The organism is Streptomyces sp. NPDC021622 (assembly GCF_040640795.1).
Taxonomy (GTDB): domain Bacteria; phylum Actinomycetota; class Actinomycetes; order Streptomycetales; family Streptomycetaceae; genus Streptomyces.
The window spans coordinates 122,071-141,871 of sequence record NZ_JBFACK010000001.1 but is presented as its reverse complement, the minus strand read 5'-3'; the positions used below and the strand labels follow the sequence as shown (position 1 = coordinate 141,871).

Annotated in this window: 10 protein-coding genes; 6 read left to right on the top strand and 4 right to left on the bottom strand. The window is 72.6% G+C overall.

From position 1 onward, the window contains the following. Window positions 1-132: 132 nt before the first annotated feature. From AB0G47_RS00630 to AB0G47_RS00620, 3 genes are all read right to left on the bottom strand, one after another. Window positions 133-1,368 (bottom strand): acyltransferase, encoded by a 1,236-nt coding sequence (locus tag AB0G47_RS00630; RefSeq protein ID WP_360762455.1) that lies wholly within the window; start codon window positions 1,366-1,368, stop codon window positions 133-135. Beyond that, a complete protein-coding gene (locus AB0G47_RS00625; RefSeq protein WP_360762452.1) occupies window positions 1,365-3,725 on the bottom strand; it encodes a glycosyltransferase in 2,361 nt (786 codons plus the stop codon). Before AB0G47_RS00625 ends, AB0G47_RS00630 begins: the two co-directional genes overlap by 4 nt. A 229-nt stretch (window positions 3,726-3,954) precedes the next feature. Continuing rightward, the gene (locus AB0G47_RS00620) at window positions 3,955-7,719 is read right to left on the bottom strand and encodes a S8 family serine peptidase (RefSeq protein WP_360762449.1); all 3,765 of its coding nucleotides are present in this window, start codon (window positions 7,717-7,719) and stop codon (window positions 3,955-3,957) included. A gap of 262 nt (window positions 7,720-7,981) precedes the next feature. On the opposite strand from AB0G47_RS00620, the gene AB0G47_RS00615 reads away from it, so the two are divergent. From AB0G47_RS00615 to AB0G47_RS00600, 4 genes are all read left to right on the top strand, one after another. After that, window positions 7,982-8,362: a CU044_2847 family protein gene (locus tag AB0G47_RS00615; protein ID WP_360762447.1), complete on the top strand. Its 381-nt coding sequence runs from the start codon at window positions 7,982-7,984 to the stop codon at window positions 8,360-8,362. Then, complete coding sequence (locus AB0G47_RS00610; RefSeq protein WP_360762445.1) at window positions 8,359-10,068, top strand: trypsin-like peptidase domain-containing protein; 1,710 nt, start codon at window positions 8,359-8,361, stop codon at window positions 10,066-10,068. The genes AB0G47_RS00615 and AB0G47_RS00610 overlap by 4 nt, the downstream gene beginning before the upstream one ends. Window positions 10,069-10,136: 68 nt before the next feature. After that, window positions 10,137-11,186: a MoxR family ATPase gene (locus tag AB0G47_RS00605; protein ID WP_360762442.1), complete on the top strand. Its 1,050-nt coding sequence runs from the start codon at window positions 10,137-10,139 to the stop codon at window positions 11,184-11,186. Then, window positions 11,176-15,336 carry an SAV_2336 N-terminal domain-related protein gene (locus tag AB0G47_RS00600; protein WP_360762439.1) on the top strand — a complete coding sequence of 1,387 codons (4,161 nt, stop codon included), beginning with the start codon at window positions 11,176-11,178 and terminating at the stop codon, window positions 15,334-15,336. Before AB0G47_RS00605 ends, AB0G47_RS00600 begins: the two co-directional genes overlap by 11 nt. A 40-nt stretch (window positions 15,337-15,376) precedes the next feature. Here AB0G47_RS00600 and AB0G47_RS00595 read toward each other — a convergent pair whose 3' ends face one another. Next, on the bottom strand, window positions 15,377-16,633 hold the full coding sequence (locus AB0G47_RS00595) for an MFS transporter (protein WP_360762436.1): 1,257 nt from the start codon (window positions 16,631-16,633) through the stop codon (window positions 15,377-15,379). Window positions 16,634-16,883: 250 nt separating this feature from the next. Here AB0G47_RS00595 and AB0G47_RS00590 point away from each other — a divergent pair, with 250 nt between their 5' ends. After that, window positions 16,884-17,921 (top strand): rod shape-determining protein, encoded by a 1,038-nt coding sequence (locus AB0G47_RS00590; RefSeq protein ID WP_360762433.1) that lies wholly within the window; start codon window positions 16,884-16,886, stop codon window positions 17,919-17,921. A gap of 166 nt (window positions 17,922-18,087) precedes the next feature. After that, window positions 18,088-19,686 (top strand): GAF domain-containing protein, encoded by a 1,599-nt coding sequence (locus AB0G47_RS00585; RefSeq protein ID WP_360762430.1) that lies wholly within the window; start codon window positions 18,088-18,090, stop codon window positions 19,684-19,686. The last annotated feature ends 115 nt before the right edge of the window (window positions 19,687-19,801 follow it).

Genomic DNA, 19,801 nt, shown 5'->3' with positions numbered 1-19,801 from the left:
CATGAACCTCATCACTGACGTCGTCGCCGGTATCGCCCACTTCCTCGGCTGGCTGGTCTGACGTCACCCGGAGTTCGCACGGCGATGCCGCCTCCCCCGTCCCACGGGGAGGCGGCATCACCGTGTCAGCGGTCAGCGCGTCGGATCCGGATAGAAGTCCCGCGCACCGCCCTTGCCGTCCTTCGCCTTGCCGAGCAGGCTCGCCGGGTACTCGATGAGCCAGTAGCTCGCCGTGCCGACGGCCAGCGCGACCGCGAGCACGATCAGCGCCGCGAAGGGGAAACCGGCCTGACTCGTCGGCACCAGACCGGACTTGATGAGCCACAGCATCACCGGCTCGTGCCAGATGTAGAGGCTGTAGCTGATGAGCCCGACCGCCGTCACCCAGCGCGCCCGCAGCACGCCGTGCCAGCGCACCTGCTCGCCCGCCCTGACCTGCAGCGTGGCGTAGAGCAGCGTGAACCACAGCACGGCCGCGATCGGGTGGTAGTAGGTGTGCGCGAAGTTCTCCGGGTCGGAGAGGTACGACAGGGCGTAGAGCCCCGCGAGCGCCCCCGCCGAGAGCGGCACCGTCGCCCGCGCGCTCAGCCGGCCCCGCTCACCAAGCGCCACGAGCAGCACCGCGAGCGCCATGCCCGCGGCGAAACCCCCGAAGCGGGCCTGCGGACCGAAGTACACCGGCCAGTTGGTGTGCGGCACCCCGACGACGTAACGCGCGACGGAGATCCAGACCACCGGCAGGACGAACAGCGCCGCACACCCCGAAGCGCACACCGCGACACGGGCCCGCCGTGTCGAGAGCCTCCGGCACGCCCGCACCGCCAGCGGGCCGAGCGCGATGAGCGCCAGGTAGAAGGCGACCTCCAGGGAGAGGGACCAGGTGGGGCCGAGGGTGTAGAAGATCCGCTCCTGGTCGAAGATGTGCGTGAACGTGAGGTGTTCGACCAGGTCCCGCCAGTCCCCCGGCAGGGTCGGATTGCGGCTCGCCCAGACGACGAGGACCGCGAGGAAGTACAGCGGCAGGATGCGGATCGCCCGCCGGAAGAGGAAGTTCCGGCCGGTGCGGATCGTGCCGCCGTCGATGGCGGCGCGGGCGTACGACAGCGTGAGCAGATACGCGGACATCACGAAGAAGAGGTCGATCACCTCCAGTGAGATCAGCGCGCCCAGCCAGGGACTGTCGACGGGCGGGTGCGCGCCCGCGGCGTCGTAGGTGTACCACTCCTGCCATATGTGGAAGAGGACCGTGCTCAGGGCGGCGAGGCCGCGGTATCCCTGGAGTTCGAGCGCACGGCCGCGGGACGGGCGTGGAGCGGGAGGCGCCGGCCTGGGCGGGGTGGCCGTAAGGGGGGTGAGGGTGCTGGTCATGCGCGCACCGCCGGTTCGGCCGCATCGGGGGCGGCGGCGGCCCGTGGCGTGACCCGCCACTGCCGGTCGCCGAGCGCCTCCTTCAGGTGCGCCTGGCGCGCCACCATGTTCTTGAAGTGGCTGTAGAAGAACGTGGAAACCAGCAGATAGCGCCAGAACCACCGCTTGCGGCGGCGCAGTTCGGGCACCGCGAGCCGCCAGGCGAAGGCGGCCTGCACCACCCCGGCGGACATCGTGACGGCCGCCGCCATCAGGCAGACAGGCACCGCCCAGTCGAGCCGGTCCGCACCGCCCGCGCGCCAGGCGGCGTGCGCCAGGATCGGCAGGATCTGCAGCGTCAGCCACGGCTGCACCTCGCGCCAGCCGAGCAGCACGAACAGGCCCGTCTTCTGGCGCCGCGAGAACACCGGCGAGCGCAGCGCGCCCCACAGATGCCGCAGCGACACCTGGAGCCAGCCCTGCGCCCAGCGCGAGCGCTGGTTCCACAGCGGCCGCAGCAGGGTCGGCGCGAGCTCACGCGAGATGAGCGTCCGGTCCATGGCTATTCGCGCGCCCTCGTTCAGGGCACGCATCGTCGAGTCGATGTCCTCGGTGAGCATCGAGCCGTGCATCCGGGTCCTGGCAAGCAGGTCCGTGCGCCAGAAGCCGTTCGACCCGCCGAAGACGCCGAAGCCGTACATCCGGGTCCGTCCGGGATGGCTGACGGCGTAGATGGTCTCGAACTCGACGCCCACGGTCTGCGCGACCCACGAGCTGTCCCCGTTGCGTACGACGCAGTGCCCCTGCACGACGTCGTAGCCGTTGGACAGCCAGTCCCACGCGTGCCGGAAGGCGTTCGGCGCGGGATGGTGGTCGGCGTCGAAGATGCCGACGAACTCGCCGTGCACCCGCGTCACCGCGGCGTTGATGTTCTGCGCCTTGGACGTGCTGCCCACGACCGGCAGGAGCACGAGGCGCGGATCGCCGGCCGCCATGTCCCGCAGGGTGTCCTCGACGGGCAGCGGATGCGGTGTGTTGTACGCGAGGACGATCTCGAGCTCGCCGGGGTAGTCGAGCCGCAGGAACGACTCGACGGTGTCGACGATCGTCGCCGCCTCGTTCGGCAGATACGCGGCTATGACGGCGCTGGCGGCCGGATAGGGCGCGCCGGGCCGGTCGGGCCTCGGCGTGGCGTCCAGCGAGAACAGGCACTCCAGCATGATGAGCAGCGCGGAGAGCACGAGCCCGGCCACCACCACCCAGTAGGCGAACCCGGCCGCGTCCCAGCCCAGTTCGTACGCCTGCTGGTAGAGCGCGAACGGCACGCCCACGCCGAGCACAAGCGGAAGCACGGGTGAGATCATCCGGGTCAGCCAGGTGACAAGGACCCGGAACCCGGCGCGGGCGCGACGGTGGCCGTGCGGCGCGCTCGCCCGCATCCACGGCTCGTAGCGCACCGGGCGCAGGTCCCGGTGGCGTACGGCCTCGGACACGGCGTCCCGCGCGTGCTCGGCCGCCCGGGTGTGGTCGGCGTAATCGGCGAGCGGGGTCCAGCCGATCGCCGGGGTGAGCCGGACGTTCTCGTCCGCGACGACGAACCGGGTGCCGGCCACGGACGCGGCGAACTCCCGCAGGCTCCGGGTGGCGGTCTCCTCGTCGACACCGGGCATCAGCACGAGCAGTTGCCCGCCCTCGTCCCAGCCGAGCCGGTCGCAGACGCCGCCCATCTTCTCGGCGACACCGGCGAGACGCTCGGCGACCTCGCGCCGCACGCGCGGCCCGAGCCGCGACTCCAGGGCGGCCATCTCGGCGACGCCGACGACGGCGAGCACACCGCCGCGCCGGGCGGCCGGCGGGCGGCTGAGCTCGCGGTCGAGCTCGTCCATGAAGTGCGGCCCCGAGTAGAGGCCGGTGCGCGGATCGCGCAGCAGGTTCTCGACCGGGACCGGGACGCGGTGCAGCTTGGCCGCTATCCGCGCGGACAGCTCGCGCGGGTCGGACGCCTCCGGCAGGCAGTCGTCGGCGCCGCTCTGCAGCAGATCGGCGACGGTGCCGGGGGCGTGTGTGCGGGCCCCGGTGACCATGAGCAGCGGAAGCGCCTGCCCTGCGGGGTCGGCGCGCACCTCCCGTATGACGTCGAGGCCGAGGCGCCGACCGTCCGGGCCGTCGTCGAGGGCCACGATCGCGTCAGGGGGCGCGAGCCTGACCTGACGGTGTACGTCGCCGGGTACGGCATGGGTGACTTCGTACCCGGTGAGCTTCAGCGTCCGGGTGAGCAGTTCCCGGCTGGGGCCGGGCGAACCGACGGCCAGGACGTGGCCGCCGGGTAGTGGGGCCGACCTGAGTGGATCGGGCCCCATGGGCAGTTGAAGGGTCATCAGTGTGGTCCCATCCTGTTCGGATTGTGGGGGGAGGACCGGATTCGTTTGTTGAGCCGCCAACTAGCCCCAGAAACCGGGGCAATCGGCTACATCAGCCTCAACGATCACTGTGACACAGCACCTTCACTGGCGTAACGCCTGGATTACGACTCCGTGCAGGCGGTGCGCGGGGCCTGCGGGGTGCTTGCCCCGCGGTCGTCCATCACCGGCTCCGCCGAGTTCGTCCTCAAACGCCGGACGGGCTATTTGATGGCCCCACCCCCACCGCCCGGACGATCTCCTGCGTCACCGAACCACCCCGGTCATCCTTCGCCGAAGCCCGCAGCGAGATGTACTCAGCAGACGCCGGAACCTTCAACTCGCCGCCCCAGGACGCCTTCTCGCCCTCCCGGTCGAGGGCGACCTCCGTCCAGTTCGCGCCGTCGTCGTACGACACCTCCAGCTCGCCGCCGCCGATGGTGCCGACGTCCACCGCTCCCTTGACGTACTCGGAGAAGATCCCGACGTCCACGGTCCGCCCACCCGGTACGGCCCCGGCGAGGTCCGTGTCCACGTCGAACCCGAGGTTCAGCAGCGGAAGGAACGTCTTCCGGTCGGCCGGAGTCTCCTTCGACTTGAAGGTCCACTCCGAGTGGCCCTTCGTCGCGAGCCGCCACCGGCCCGGGTCCAGCGTCGTGTCCGTCACGACCTTGTACGTCCGCTCGGCAGGGTCCGCGTCCCACACATAGACCCCTGAACTCTGCCGCCGGTCCACCAAATCGCCGTCCGCGTACACCGCGCTGACCTGCGTCATCGAGTCGTCGTTCCACACGTCGCCGAACCCCGTGTGATCGGGCCCGGAGTCACCCCACCCCGGCACGTTGAACTCCAGATTGTTGCCGGCCCGCTGCTGCCCCCAGCCGAGCCCCGTGCCCAGCCACGGATGCCACACCGGCTTGAACCAGTTCAGGGTGGAGCGCTCACCGCCCCGGTACTTCACGAGGCCGCCGCGCTCCTCCAGGACGCCGGGGCCGACCGACACGGACTCGTGCCACAGCTGGCCCGCCCCCGTCGATGCGTGGTCCGTCCGCTCGACGGGGTAGTCGATCTTCTCCTGGAAGCCGAAGCCGATCGCGAAGGTGTCCGTCAGGGAGTAACGGAACTCGCCGCCCGGCACCGGCTTCACCGCATGGAACTTCGTGTCCAGGACGGCGAGTTCACGCTTCGACGGCTCATACGTCAGGTCGCGCGGCACCGCTCCCTTGTGGCCCTCCGACACGTCGTAGACGTACGGCGTGCGGGGCGTCGCCGTGGTCTCCACGGCCCTGCCCGCCTTCGCCGCCGCGATGAGCCGTGCGCCGTCCGCCGCGCCGACCGTGCCGATCTGCAGCGGCCGGTCCGCGTTGTCGTCCGTGCCGAACCAGGCGTTGAGCCGCCCCGGCACGTCGTCCGTCACGAACAGCGCCTTCGCGCCCGCGTCCTGGGCGGCCTGCCCGAGATCGGCGGGTGTCGCGGCCGCCGAGCGGCGCGCGACGACGGCCTTGCCCTTGACGTCCTTGCCCGCGTACTCGGCGGCCGTGCCGCCGCCCACGTCGACGAGCGGCAGCCTGCTGCGGCCGTCGGTGACGGTGCCGCCGGGCTGCGCGACGACCTCGCCGATGCCCTTCACATCCAGGGTGGGCTTGCCCAGGCGCCAGACGGTGCGGTACTCGAAGCTGCCCTGGCGCACCTTCTCGGTGGGCGCCGCGAAGACGCTGTCGTACTTGACCGGCACCTGGACCGCGCCCATCAGCTCGGCGCCGTTCGCCTTGCGGTCGTACTCCATGAGGAGCTGCCGGGTCTCCGTGCGCCGGCCGACATCCACGCCGATCTCGCGCAACTTCCGGCCGTCCAGGGTGATTTCGCGGTCCTTGTCGAGGACGATCTCGGGCGCGGCGAGGTAGCCGAGGCCGAGGGAGTCCTTGCCGCCGGCGCCGCGCACGTCGAGGAAGGAGGAGAGGGCGTACGTTCCCGGCTTCAGGCGCAGCTCCAGCGTGCCGGAGTCACCGACCTCCGCCTGGAAGGGGTCGACCCCCTCGGCGAGGCGCTGGAGCACCAGGCCCGCTCCGGTCGCGGCGCCGTCACGGTCCTTGACGCGGACGGTGAGCGTGTACCGCTCCTCCTCCTTGACCAGGCCGAACGCGGTGTGCGCGACCGGCTTCCCGGCGGCGCTCGCGACGATGCGGCCGCTGGTGTTGCCGACGGGCGCCTTCGCGCCGTCACCGGTCACCGTGGTCGATGCGGTGCCGTGCGCGGGGACGGTGAGCGTCTTGTCGGCGAGCGTCGCGACGCCTTCCGCCGCGCCCTCGGCGGAGAGACTCAACTCCACCGCAGCATCCGATGAGTTGGTGTACGTGACCGTCCTCGTGACCGGCTTGTTGTCGCCGTACGGCCAGGAGTAGAAGCCGAGGTCGGCGCTGCCGCTCGCGGTGATCCGGGCGTCGATCGCGCCGGGCACGCTGACGCGGCCCGCGCCCAGCTCATAGGCCGAGGCGTCGAGCTGCGCGGACGTCGACATCAGCGCGTCCTTGAGCCGTGCGCCGCTCCAGTCGGGGTGCTTTTCGGCCAGCAGGGCCGCGGCGCCCGCGATGTGCGGGGTCGCCATCGACGTACCGCTCATCTCGGTGTAGTAGCCCTCACCACCGGCGAGTTGGGAACGGGCGGCGAGGATGTCCACGCCGGGGGCCGACAGATCGGGCTTGAGGGCGTTGTCGCCGAAGCGGGGGCCCTGGCTGGTGAAGTACGCGGCCTTGTCGGCGGCGTCGACGGCCCCGACCGTCAGCGCGGAGTCGGCGGCGCCGGGCGAGCCGATCGAGGAGGGGGCGCCGGTGTTGCCCGCGGCGATGACGAAGAGGGCGCCGGTGTCCTTGGAGAGCGTGTCGACGGCGGCGGCCATCGGGTCGGTGCCGTCGCTCGCCTCCTGCGAACCGAGGCTCATCGACACGACCTTGGCGCCGACGTCCTTGGCCGCCCACTCCATGCCCGCGATGATCTGCGACTCGCTGCCCGCGCCCTCGTCGCTGAGCACCTTGCCGACCGAGAGCGTGGCGCCGGGTGCGACGCCCTTCTCCTTGTCGCCGTCGGACCCGGCGCCGCTGCCGCCGACGGTCGAGGTCACATGGGTGCCGTGGCCGTTGCGGTCGGCGACCTCCTCGCCCGGGATGAAGCTCTTGGTGGCGCCGACACGGTCCTTGAGACCGGGGTGGGAGGTGTCGACCCCGGTGTCGAGGACGGCGACCTTCACGCCCTTGCCGGTGAGCCCCGCCTCCCAGGCCTCGGGGGTGCCGATCTGCTCGTTGCTCTGCGCCATGTCGGCCTCGACACGGCCGTCGAGCCAGATCTTCCCGATGCCGTCGGCGAGAGCGCCGCCCGAACCACTCTTCGTACGCGCCGACTTGGTGGCGTCCGGCGCCACCGCCCGCCAGAAGTCACCGGGCTCGTCCGCCTTCACCGCGACGCCGCCGACGCTCGGCAGCGACCGCACCTTGTCGGCACCGCGCGGCACTCCTTGGCCCGCGGCACGCGCCTTCTTCTCGTACGTCTTCTTCTCGTACGTCACGATCAGCGGCAGGGCGGCGCCCGCCTTCTTCCCGGCGAGCCCCTGCCGGATCAGCTCCGTGACGTCGAAGAGCCGCTCGTCGAGGGTCCCCGCGTTCAGACAGGGCCGCGCCTCGTCCGGTACGACGGTGATGCGGCCGCCCGATATCTCGCTCCGGACGGCTCCGGTGGCCCCTTCGGGCCGGTCGACGGTGACGGTCTTCTTGCCGCCGCCGAGTTCCGTGACGGTGACCTTGTCGCCGGTCACCAGGGTGACGGTGTGGGCGGCGCGGGCGGCGGGCATGGCAGGGGTGGCCCGCCCTGGCGGCACATCGGAAGGAGCCGCGTTGGCGGCCTGCCCTGCCGGGAGCAGGGCGAACGCGAGGCCGAAGGCCGGCAGCAGCCTCGCTCTTCGCCACGCGGGTGCTCTGGTCATGGGTGCCCTCTCTTCGTCGGACCCGGGCGGGGGTGGTTCCCGGGTGCTGCGACGAGTGTCAGGGGGCTTGTGTTGCGGGGGTGTCGACCGGTCCTGGCGGGAAGCCGCCAGGGCGCCTTCCCGCCAGCCACACCTGTCTCAGGCCGTTGCCCCGCGGATGGCTGACAGCGACATGCACCTTCCGTGACAATGCAGTTGGCAGACAGTCAGGATGTGCGACACGCGGTGCGCGGGGTTCGAAGGGGTAGTGACGGGGGCAGTGATGGACGATCTGGTGGAGTTCAGGACCGATGACGGCGCACGGGTCGTCATGGCCGACGTGGACGACCTGCACGGCTCCCACCTCATCTCGCGCCACGGCGAAGGACCCGCACAGGCCGCCCGCACCTTCGAGGGCTCACTGGCCGGGGCGCGAGCGGCCGCGGAGTCCGCACTGCGGGTGTTCCGGGACGGCAGCCTGCGCCCCGACTCGGTGGAGATCGAGTTCGGGGTCCGGATGACGGCGGAGGCCGGCGCGGTGATCGTGAAGGGCACGGCGGAGGGCCATCTGGTGGTGCGCCTGGCATGGACTCCCGGCCAGGCCCCGGCGCCCGTCGCCGATCCCCCGGCAGGCCTGCCCCCGGAGGCCACCGCCTCCTCATGAGCAGCGCATCGTGGCATGCCCGGATCGTCTGCGGGGGCGAGGTCGGGGCCGGGTTCCTGGTGTCCGAGCGGCATGTGCTGACCTGTGCGCATGTCGTGCGGGGCAGCGGCCGGGCGGCGGTCACCGTTTCCTTTCCGCACCGCGGGGACCTCGGCGAGGTGTCCGCGGCCGTCGTTGCGCACGGCGGGTGGGACGGTGCGGGCGCCGATCCGGGCGACCTCGCCGTCCTGGAGCTCGCGCGCCCCGTGCCGGTGCGGCCCGCCGAGTTCGCGGCGCCCGACGACGCGTACGCCGAACCCCGGCCCAGGCTCCTCGTGTACGGCTTCCCGAAGGGCTATCCGGAGGGCACCATCGCCGAATACCGGGCCACCGCCGCCCAGTTGATCGCCGACGAGTGGGTGCAGCTGGAGGCGTGGAGCGCCCACGGGCAGCCCCTCGCCCCGGGGTTCAGCGGCGCGGCGGTGACCCTCGCGGACAGCAACCGGGTGGTGGGCATGGTGTCGGCCGCGGCCCGCGCCTCCAGCGGCGTACGCAACGGCAGGATGCTGCCCACCTCCGTCATGGCCCGCTACTGGGCCCCGCTCGGCGACCTCATCCCCACCCCCGGCCACCACCGGGCGGCGAAGGAGCGGCTTCGCGAGCTGGTGGAGCGGGCGGCCGGCAGCGGCCCGGCCGTCGACCCGGAGCGGCTGTACAACGACGCGGTGGGCCCCTTCGGCCCGCCCGTGCCGCGCGGCGGCTTCGGCTCGCTGTGGTCGGCGGCCTGGTACGTGCTCTCCGAGGTCGAGGAGCCAGAAGCGCTGACCCGCCTGGCCGACCGGCTCACCGGGCTGCTCGACGCGCCCCGGTCCACGGCCCCGTCCGGTGCGCCGCCGGACTGGTCGCCCATCCTCGTCGAGATCGACCACAGCGGCGCGGGCGACGACCAGCTCCTGGTCGAGGTCTCCGCGTACCGCGAGGGTCACCGGCATCCCGTCGGCTCGGACACCCTGGCCTCCGGCAGCGTGCGGACCTACGTCCAGGAGCGCGTCGACGACGCCTTCTCCCATCTCGCCCCCGGTACGGACGAGTTGCTGGCGTTCGTGCTCCCCCGCGCGCTGCTCAACTGGCCGGTGGCCCAGTGGGAGTGCGGCGCCGACGACCCGACGCCGCTCGGCTGCTCCTACCCCCTGGTCGTCACCGAGCGGTCCCGGCGCAAGGGCGGGCTGCGCCATCAACTCGCCCGCAAATGGGAGCACTTGGACGGCCGCCCGGCGGCCTCCCTGCACCGTGTCGAGTGCGGCACCCAGGAGAAGCCGAACAAGCTGCGCTTCCGGCTGCGGCAGGACGGCGCGGACCTCGCGGGGTTCGGGGCACCGCCCCCGGCCGACCGCACCGGACCGGGCACCGACCTCACGCACTTCGACGTCTCGCTGACTGCCCCCGTGCCGGTGCTGCTGTGGCCCCGCACGGGCTGCGACGGCGCCGACAGCCACGGCCCGGCGGACGCCGGCTGCCCCGGTTCGGAGTTCCTCGACCGCATCGCGGCCCAGGTGGACGGAACGTCACCCGCCGAACTCCCGCGCACCATACTGGCGTTGCGCGAGTCCGCCGAGGCGGCGGACGAGCCGGAAAGCCACTGGGCGCGGGACGTGCAGCTCCTCTGGGACGACCCGCGCTGTTTCCCCGACCCACCCGCCGCCCACCGCCACTCCCCCGTCGCCTGAGCCCGCCGTACGAAACCGTGAGCCCGCCGTACGAATACACCGACGTACGAAACCGGAGAACCCAGACCATGTCCCTGTGGCCCGTCTACACCGGCACGAACGAGCCCCACGACGGGATCACCGAGCTGCCTCCGCCGCCGCCCTGGCGCGCCTTCGACGGCGGCCCGGTCCTGCCGGCCCCCACGGACGACGGCTCGGCGACCTCCCCGGACCGCGTCCACCGCGCGCACACGTACCGCGCCACGGACACCTGCGTCCAACTCGTCAACGCCGCCCTGTACTTGAGACGTCCGCTCCTGGTGACGGGCCCGCCCGGCAGCGGCAAGTCGAGCCTCGCGTACGCGGTGGCACGGGAGCTTGGCCTTGGCCCGGTCCTCCGCTGGAACATCACGAGCCGCAGCGCGCTGCACGACGGCCTCTACCAGTACGACCCGCTCTCCCGCCTGTACGCGGCGAAGGACCAGGCCGCGCGGGAGCAGCGGCACGGCCGCTCCGGCGGTGCGGGCGAGGAGCGCCGATCGGGCGCGGGCGTCGAGGACCACCTCCGCCTGGGCCCGCTCGGCACGGCTCTCCTCCCCTACGACCGCCCCCGCGCCCTGCTCATCGACGAGATCGACAAGAGCGACCTCGACCTGCCCAACGACCTCCTGAACATCCTGGAGGAGGGCCAGTACGAGATCCCCGAACTGGTCCGCATCGCCAAGCACACCCCGAAGGCCGACCTGCTGACCGACGGCTCCGACGACCCGGTGACGGTCGAGCGCGGCCGTGTACGCTGCCGGGCCTTCCCCTTCGTCGTCCTCACCAGCAACGGCGAGCGCGAGTTCCCGCCCGCCTTCCTGCGCCGCTGCGTCACGCTGCGCCTTCGCCAGCCGCGGGACGAGCATCTGGAGGAGATCGTCCGCGCCCACCTGGGCGAGCCCGACGCGTACGCCCGTTCCCTCATCGCCCGCTTCCTCGAGCGCGGCACCGGCGGCGAACTCGCCACCGACCAGCTGCTCAACGCGATCTATCTGACCGGCGCGGCGGGCGTCGACGCCGCATCGCGCGACGACCTCGCGCGGCAACTCATGCCGTATCTGACGCAGTCGGCGGATCCGGGCCCCGATGCACACTGACGAGCCCCGGGACCGGGGGCCCTTCGCCAGGCTGGCCGATCTCCTCTCCCGGACGGCGGACGGCTCCCGGCCGACGTCGATCGAGCTGGCCGAACTGGTGTGGCTGGCAGGGCAGATGGGCGGCGCCGAGGCCGCGCCGCCGGACGCCCCCGACGACGTAACGCCGCCGACGCCATCCACACCACAGCCGACGCGCGTGTCACCACCGAGCGAGGCACCCGCTGAACCCGCCCCTCGTCCGGACGATCGGGTGCCGCTGCGGCTCCCGGCCCCGACGGGCAACGGCGGTCCGGCGCCGGCCCCCGGGCCGGACAGCGCACCGGAAGCCGCCTCGGACCACACAACCCTCCGCGTCCCCGTCCCCCCGATGGTGACGCACCCCCTCGCCCTGCAACGCGCCCTGCGCCCCCTCAAACGCCGCGTCCCCTCCCCCGTCGGGCAGGTCATCGACGAGGAGGCGACGGCCCACCGCATCGCCCGCCTCGGCGGCCACCCGCGCGGCTGGCTTCCGGTGCTCCGCCCCGCCGAGGAACGCTGGCTGCGCCTCTGCCTGGTGTACGACGCGGGCCCGACGATGCCGATCTGGCGCCCCCTGGTCCACGAACTGCACACCGCCCTCGCCCAGTCCGGCATCTTCCGCACGGTGGAGCTGCACCGTGCGGAGCCGGACGGCACGGTGCCTCCCCAGGCGGCGCACGCCCCCGCCACGGGCCGCACGATCGTCCTCCTGATCAGCGACTGCATGGGCCCGCAGTGGCGCTCAGGCCCCGCGGGCACCCTCTGGTACCGCACCCTCCACCGCTGGGCCTCCCGACTGCCGCTGGCCCTGATCCAGCCACTCCCGGAACGCCTCTGGCGCACCACGGCGCTCCCCACGACCCCGGGCACCCTCTCCGCCCCGCACCCGGCGTCTCCTTCCGCCGCCCTTACCTTCACGCCGTACGGGACGGCCCCCGCGCCCCCACCCGCCGACGCGACGCCGATCCCGGTACTGGAACCGTCGCCGACGTGGCTGTCTCACTGGGCATCACTGGTGGCGGACGCGGGTGGCGGCCAACTCCCGGGCTCGGTGGCCTGGTTGACGCACACCCCGCCCGCCCCGGAGCCCGAGGCCGAGGCCGTCAGCGACCTCACCCCCGAGGACCTGGTACTCCGCTTCCGCTCCACGGCCTCCCCCGAGGCCTTCCGCCTGGCGGGCCACTTGGCGGTGGGCGAGCCACAACTGCCGGTGATGCGCCTGGTCCAGGCAGCGGTGGAGGAACGCCCGCGCCCGCAGCACCTGGCGGAGGTGATCCTGAGCGGCATGCTTTCTTCTGGCGTGGGCGCCGGGGCGTATGAATTCCGCGACGGGGTAAGGGAGTTGCTGCTCCGTACGCTGCCGAGGACCGCGCGGGGGCGTACGCGGGAGCTGCTGGCCCGGGTGGGCGGGTTGATCGACGAGCGGGCGGGGGTGGCGCCGGGGGAACTGCGGGCGGTGGCGCCTTCCGCGGGCGGGGGCGCCGAGGGCCGGACTCCTACGGGGGAGCCTTTTGCGACGGTCACTCCGGAGAGTGTGCGGCAGTTGGGCGGGGGCGCGAGGGGAGGGCTGTTCGCCGGCCGGTACCGGTTGGTCGAGCAGCTCGGACAGAACGGCGGCACGTGGCGCGCCGAGGACGTCCACCGCCCCGGAACCGCGGTGGTGGTGAAGCAGTATCCGCAGGGATCGCCGTACTCACGGGAGTGGGGGGACAGGCTCGTCGAGTTCCGTCACGAGAACGTGGCACGGGTCATCGACCACGGCGTCGACGACGCGTCCGGGCGCAGAGTGGCTTACCTGGTCACGGAGTTCGTGGACGGGGGCAGCCTGCAGTCCCTGCTCACGCGATACCGATACAGCCTCCGCACCAGTCAACTCCACGTGGTGGTGCCGCCGTTGGCGGATGCGGTCAGCGCACTGCACCACCGCCGGCTGCCCCTCCAGAGCCTCCGCCCGTCACACATCATCGTCACCCCCCGTGGGCCGGTCCTGACCGCCGACTTCGCCCTCTCCGAATACAGCTTCCGGAAGCTGCGTTCGAACCTCAGCGGACTCGCCTCGCTGGTCAGCCAGATGAGCCCGAATCCCTCATCCATGCCGCACCTTTCACAGCCCGAGGCAGGGGAACTCCAGACAGGGACGACCAAGGAAAGGATCGCCGCGGCCGTCCAGGATCTGTACTCCTCCGACCCGGACGTCCAGGGCCGAGGCGCCGAGCGACTCATCAACCTCTCCGAGCCCTCGGCCCACGCCCGCTCCTACTCCGTCCTCGGCCCGCTCCGGGTCACCCAGCACGGCCGCCCCCTCGCCGTCGACGTACCGGAGGAGCAGGCGTTGCTGTGCATGCTGCTGCTCCAGCGGGGCCGCACCGTGTCGTACGCCGAACTTGCCGAGGGAATCCGGGGCCCTTCCGCCCCCGTGGACAGGGAGGACGACCTGCACGCCGCCGCGCGTCGCCTGGACGAGGCGCTGGGCCCCGGCACCCTGATCGCCGACGACGGCGGCTACTCCCTGCCACTGCCGTCCGGCCCCGACAGCGTCGACCTGTTCCACTGCCAGCGGCTGGCCGCCGATGCCCAAGATGCGTACTTCGCAGGCGACTTCCCCCGCTCCCGGCAGCTCGTCCGCTCCGCGCTGGAACTCTGGCGCGGCACCCCCCTGCTCGACGTCCCCGGCCCGGCGGCCCTCGCCGCCCGCGTCACCATCGCCGAACTGCGGCAGTCCCTGCTGCGCACGTGGGGCGATCTGGAAGGCCGGGACGGGGATGCCACGGCCGAGGATTCCGCCGAACTGGCCGACCTCCTCCAGGAGTTCCCCCACACCGAAGACGAGGTCCTCGCCCCCCACGAGGAACTCCCCAGCGCCCAGCTGAACGACCTCGGCGTCCGACGGGAACTGCCGGACGACCAGCCCACACCCCCGGGGACCACCCTCACCTTCGAGTACTTGACCCGCCCCACCGGCGCCCAGTCGGACACCCTGCACAGGCTGGGCCGCGAGATCTCCCACCTCTTCATCCAGGGCGGCATCGGCCCGGACCAGTTCGAGATGCGGGCCCGCCAACACGGCTGGGACGTGACCGTCGCCCCCGAGGTCCACGTACTGCACGTACTGACCACGACGGTCACCGGCCTGCGTGCCGCGCTCGAACCGTTCCCCGTGCTCGGACTCGTCGTCACCCTCACCCACGACCCGGACCCGACGGTGTCCGCGCCGACGTTCCCCACCGGACTGCGCCGCAGCCTCTTCAGCGGCACCGGCGCCCAGGCCGTCGTGGTCGTCTCCAACGATCTCCATGATCGGATCGAGGACTTCGGCCGCCTGAGGGACGTCCGGTTCGAAGCCGTGCCCCAGTCGGACGACTGGTACTGCCGGATCGCGGCCGTCGCGCCACCCGACGCCTCGCCCTCCAACACCTTCCCCTCGGCGGGCGAACTGCTCGCCTCCGCCGAGGCGGTGGTCATCGGGTTCGACGGCCTGCTGACCCGGCTCCATCCCGGCAAGGCCGGGCGCGACGCGGCACGCCGCCTTGCCGCCGTGATCGCCGAACAGCGCAGCCCGGAGGCCGCGCTGGAGGGTGACCCACTCCTGGACGCGGGAGTCGCACCGCCCGCCTCGGGGAGCGACGAGATCCATCCGCTGGACGTACTGCGCGCGTTCGCCCGGAACCGCTCACTTGCCCCGGCGCTGCACCACGAACTCGCCGGCATCGAGACGGCGGCCGTTCACGCGCACAGGCCCACCGCGTCCGAGGGCACGCTGCTCAATGCGCTGGCCAGGCAGCCGCGCCCCTACGCCGTCGTCGCCGACACCGGGCCGGACGCGTTGTCGACGTACATGGCTGTGCGCCATGCCTCGCCGGACGGCGGAATCCACGGCCGCACCGCCGACCTCACCCGCCTCATGCCCGACCCCGACTGTCTGCGCCGCGCGGTGGAGCAGCTCGGCCGGCCCGCGGCCCGCTGCGTCATGATCGGCTCCTCCCCGAGGGAGGCGACCGCCGCCCAGCAGTTGGGCATGCCCTTCATCGGGTACGCACCCGGCCGCCGGGCCCGGGAGCGCCTGGCCGACGCGGGGGTCGGCACCACGGTCGGCGACCTGACGGAGCTGATCAGCGTGCTCCGCGGCACCTGAACGGACCGCCCCACGCGCCCCACACGCCCCGAGGGCCACCTCACGCCTCCGGCGCCTTCGCGTCGTACCGCGCAAACCCCCGCCACTTGAGCGCAAGCAACCCCACCGCGACGACACACGCGACCCCGCCGCCCGTGACCGCGAGCACCGGCGAGGCCACATCCCCCACCGCCCCCGCCACGAAGTCCCCGAGCCGGGGCCCGCCCGCGACCACCACGATGAAGACCCCCTGCAGGCGCCCCCGCATCTCGTCCGGCACCGCCGCCTGCAGCATCGTGGTGCGGAAGACCATGGAGACGGTGTCCGCGCACCCGGCGAGCGCCAGGAAGAGCAGCCCCAGCCACAGCTCGCGCGTCAGTCCGAAGACGGCAATGGCCGTACCCCACCCCGCCACCGACAGCAGGATCGCGAGCCCGTGCCGCCGGATCCGCCCGATCCACCCGGAGAAGACACTCCCCAGCAGCGCCCCCACCGCGGGCGCCGCGACCAGCAGGCCCACCGTCGTCGCGTCGCCCCCGAACCAGACCACCGCCACGGCGGGGAACAGCGCACGCGGATGCGCGAGCACCATCGCGCACATGTCCGTGAAGAACGTCATCCGCAGGTTCGGCCGGGTGGCGAGAAACCGCAGCCCGTCGAGGACCGAGGCCCGCTTGGCCCCGGCCCCGCCCCTCTCCGGCCGCATCGCGGGCAGCCGCCACATCGCGTACAGGGAAGCGCTGAAGGCCACCGCGTCCACCGCGTACGCCGCCTGATAGCCCCACAGGCCGACGATGAGACCGCCCAGCATGGGGCCGAGCATCAGGCCGGACGTCGTCGTCATCGACGTCAGCGCGTTGGCGGCGGGCAACTGCTCGGGCGGAAGCAGCCGCGGGATCATCGACGAGCGGGCCGGCAGGTTCAGCGCCCCGCAGACCGCCTGAAGCGCGACCACGGAGTACAGGAACCACACGTGGTGGAAGCCCGCGAACGCGCCCGCCGTCAGCGCGAGTGACAGCGCGCAGGAGCCGAGCGCCGAGTACAGGCCCAGCTTCCGCCGGTCCACCGTGTCCGCGATCGCGCCCCCGTACAGACCGAACACGATCAGCGGGACCAGGGAGAAGAGCCCGACGAGGCCCACCGAGAAGCTGGAGTGCGTGATGTCGTAGACCTGGAGGGAGACCGCGAGCGCGGTCATCGCCTGGCCGATCCAGGAGATCGTGTTGCCGGCCCAGAGGCGTCGGTAGTCGACGGACGTACGCAAAGGCGTCAGATCGGCGAGTATCCGCCTTTTCGCGACGGGCCCGTGGGGCTCCACTGGGAGCGGGGGTATCGGGGGGTTGCTGTCGGCTTCGGGTGTCAGGGGGCCTTCGGCTTCGTCTTCTTCCGGGGGCGTATGCGTCACACGGGATGCTAACTGCGCGGCCCGCGAGGCGATCAACACCACCCGTACGGCCGCACCCCGCCCGGCTCAGCCCAGCGCGCGCGCCGCCCGCGGCCATCGCACGATGCGAGACAGGACCGTCGTCCGACGGTCCGTACGGTCTGCGCTCTCGGGAGGATCTGCCATGACCGTCAGTCTGGAGCAGTTGCGCCGCTGCCACATCGCCGTCGACCTGGGTGCCGCGAGGACCCGGGTGTTCGTGAAGGGTGCGGGTCTCGTCGTCGACGAGCCGAGCGCCGCCGCCGTGAACACGCGCACCGGCGCGCTCATCGCGGTGGGCCACTTCGCCGAGAAGATGACGGGCCGCACGCCCGGCTACATCCGCGTCGTGCGCCCCGTCTCCGGCGGCACCGTCATCGACATCGAGATGGCCCAGCGCATGCTGCGGCACCTGCTCGGCGAGAAGCTCCGCCGTGCTCTGCGCCGCAAGCCGCGCCTTCGCGCCGCCGCCACCACGCCGCACGACGCGGATCCGCTGGCCCAGCGCGCCGCCATCGAGACGATGGTCGGGCTCGGGGCGCGCCGGGTCGAGCTGGTGGACACGCTGATCGCCGCGGCGGTCGGCTGCGGGCTGCCCGTCGAGCAGCCGGAGGCGACCATGATCCTGGTGTGCGGGGCGGCGACCACGCAGGTCGCGGTGTTGTCGCTCGGGGCGATCGTGACGGCCCAGCGGATCCCGGTCGGCGGCGAGGCCATCGACCACGCGATCGTCCAGCATCTGCGCCACCACCACGAGCTGATGCTTCCCAGCCAGTCGGTACGTCCCCTTCAGCTCGCCCTGCACGGCAACGGGCTCACGCCTCAGGGGCCCGCGTCGACCGAGATCCACGGCCGTGACGTCGCCACGGGCCTCGCCCGCTCGGTGCACGTCGACACCGCCGCCGTACGCGACGCGATCCACACCCCGCTGACCGCCGTGCTCGACGGCATCGGCAAGGTGCTGCGCGACTGCCCGCCCGATCTGGTGGCCGACCTGGCCGACCGCGGAATCATGATGGTCGGCGGCAGCGCGCTGCTCCCGGGGCTCGACCAGATGCTGCGGGACGCCACGGGGATGCCGGTGGAGATCGCCGAACGGCCGGATGCGTGCGCCGTCCTCGGGCTCGGGGCGATGCTGGAGGGCAAGATCCAGCCGCTGGTCCTCGACCCGCTGTCCGGCTGATCGGGCCGGCCCCTGCCGATACGGGCCGGCTGCCGCCGATCCGACCTCAAGGGGAGAGCGTCCGCATGTCGAAGCCGATACAGAGGCCACTGCCACTGCAGAAGCCGATGCCGATGGCGATGCCGATGGCCACGCGGGGCGCCGCCGCACGCACGGGCGCCCCGCGATGAACCCCGCGGGCCCGCCCCTCCCCCTCGACCCGCTGCTCGACGCGGTGCTCGGCGTCGGCACGGACCTCGAACTGCACACCACGCTGCAGCACCTGGTGGACAGCGCGGCCGAGCTGACCGGCGCCAGGTACGGCGCGCTCGGCGTCGTCGACCCCGCGCACGGCAAGGTCACCGACCTGTTCACGACGGGCCTGACGGAGGCCGAGCGGAACCGCATCGGCCGCCTCCCGGACGGCCACGCGGGCATCATCGGCGCGCTGATCACCGACCCGCGGCCGCAGATCATCGACGACCTGACGGCCGACCCGCGCTCGTGCGGCGTACCGCCGGGGCATCCGGAGATGCACAGCTTCCTCGGCGTACCGATCCACGTCCACGACGAGGCGTTCGGCAATCTCTATCTCACCGAGAAGCGCGGCGGCCCCTTCACTGAGGACGACCTGCAGCTCCTGCGGGTCCTGGCCAGTCAGGCGGGCATCGCGATCGGCAACGCCCGTCTTTACGAGGCGGCCAGGCAGCGCGAGCGGTGGATCGACGGCGCGGCGGCGGTGACCACCGCCCTGCTGACCGGCGAGCCCGCGGCGGACGCCCTGATGACGGTGGCGGAACGGGCCAGAATCCTCGCGGACGCCACGGCGGCGGTCATCCTGCAGCCCACGGACCAGGGCGGCATGCGGATCGTCGCGGCGGCGACGGCGGAAGACGGCGCCGGGAACCCGAGCGCGGCCCCGGCACACGCCCCCGCCCTCCAGAGCGACCTCATCGGCACCACCATCGAGCCCGGCAGCGCCGTCCTTGAACAACTGCTCGGCGGCGAGCCGGTGTTCATCGAGGACTCCGCGACCGACCCCCGGATGACCACCCGCGTACGGACCCGCTTCGGGCCCAGCATGATGCTGCCGCTGCAGGCGGGCGGCAGGCTCATCGGGACACTCGCCCTGCCCCGCTCCCGCGGCGCCCGCGCGTACACCGCGGTGGAGCGGCTACTCGCCACCCAGTTCGCCTCGCAGGCCGCCCTCGCGCTCGTCCTGGCGGATGCCCAGCAGAGCAGGCAGCGCCTTGCGGTGTTCGAGGACCGCGACCGCATCGCCCGGGACCTGCACGACCTCGTGGTCCAGCGGCTCTTCGCGACAGGCATGATGCTGGAGTCGACCCGGCGCAGGGCGGGCTCACCGAAGGTGGAGTCCGCGCTCGACCAGGCGGTGGACGAACTGGAGTCGACCATCCAGGAAGTGCGTACGGCGATCTTCGCGCTCCAGCAGCCGCCCGCCGACGCCCCGACGACGTTCCGCGGCAAGGTGCTCCGCGAGGCGGCGGGTGCCTCCGCGGTGCTCGGTTTCCAGCCGTCGGTGCACTTCGCAGGACCGGTCGACACGAAGGTCACGGACCCGGTCGGCACCCAGCTCCTCGCGGCCCTGCGCCGCGCCCTGGCCGCCGCGTCCCAGCGCCCGGACTGCTCCCGCATCGACGTCGTCGTGGACGCCCGCGCCACCCTGCCCGACGGCAGAAGGGGCGTACGGCTCACGGTGCACGACGACGGGGCGACGCAGGACGGCACCACGGGCACGACCCTGACCTGGCAGTCGCCGGTCTGATCAGAGATCGGCCGGGCTGACGGGCGCCGCCGGAGGGGCGGGGCGGCTCCGGGCAAATAGGGTGACCACCGGACATACTTCGTACGGCGCCGTCGGAGTGACCGGGAGCGCTTGG

Bases quoted from the DNA above. Each gene is read 5' to 3' on its own strand.
- AB0G47_RS00630 (WP_360762455.1), bottom strand. From the start codon at position 1,368: ATGACCAGCACCCTCACCCCCCTTACGGCCACCCCGCCCAGGCCGGCG.
- AB0G47_RS00625 (WP_360762452.1), bottom strand. From the start codon at position 3,725: ATGACCCTTCAACTGCCCATGGGGCCCGATCCACTCAGGTCGGCCCCA.
- AB0G47_RS00620 (WP_360762449.1), bottom strand. From the start codon at position 7,719: ATGACCAGAGCACCCGCGTGGCGAAGAGCGAGGCTGCTGCCGGCCTTC.
- AB0G47_RS00615 (WP_360762447.1), top strand. From the start codon at position 7,982: ATGGACGATCTGGTGGAGTTCAGGACCGATGACGGCGCACGGGTCGTC.
- AB0G47_RS00610 (WP_360762445.1), top strand. From the start codon at position 8,359: ATGAGCAGCGCATCGTGGCATGCCCGGATCGTCTGCGGGGGCGAGGTC.
- AB0G47_RS00605 (WP_360762442.1), top strand. From the start codon at position 10,137: ATGTCCCTGTGGCCCGTCTACACCGGCACGAACGAGCCCCACGACGGG.
- AB0G47_RS00600 (WP_360762439.1), top strand. From the start codon at position 11,176: ATGCACACTGACGAGCCCCGGGACCGGGGGCCCTTCGCCAGGCTGGCC.
- AB0G47_RS00590 (WP_360762433.1), top strand. From the start codon at position 16,884: ATGACCGTCAGTCTGGAGCAGTTGCGCCGCTGCCACATCGCCGTCGAC.
- AB0G47_RS00585 (WP_360762430.1), top strand. From the start codon at position 18,088: ATGAACCCCGCGGGCCCGCCCCTCCCCCTCGACCCGCTGCTCGACGCG.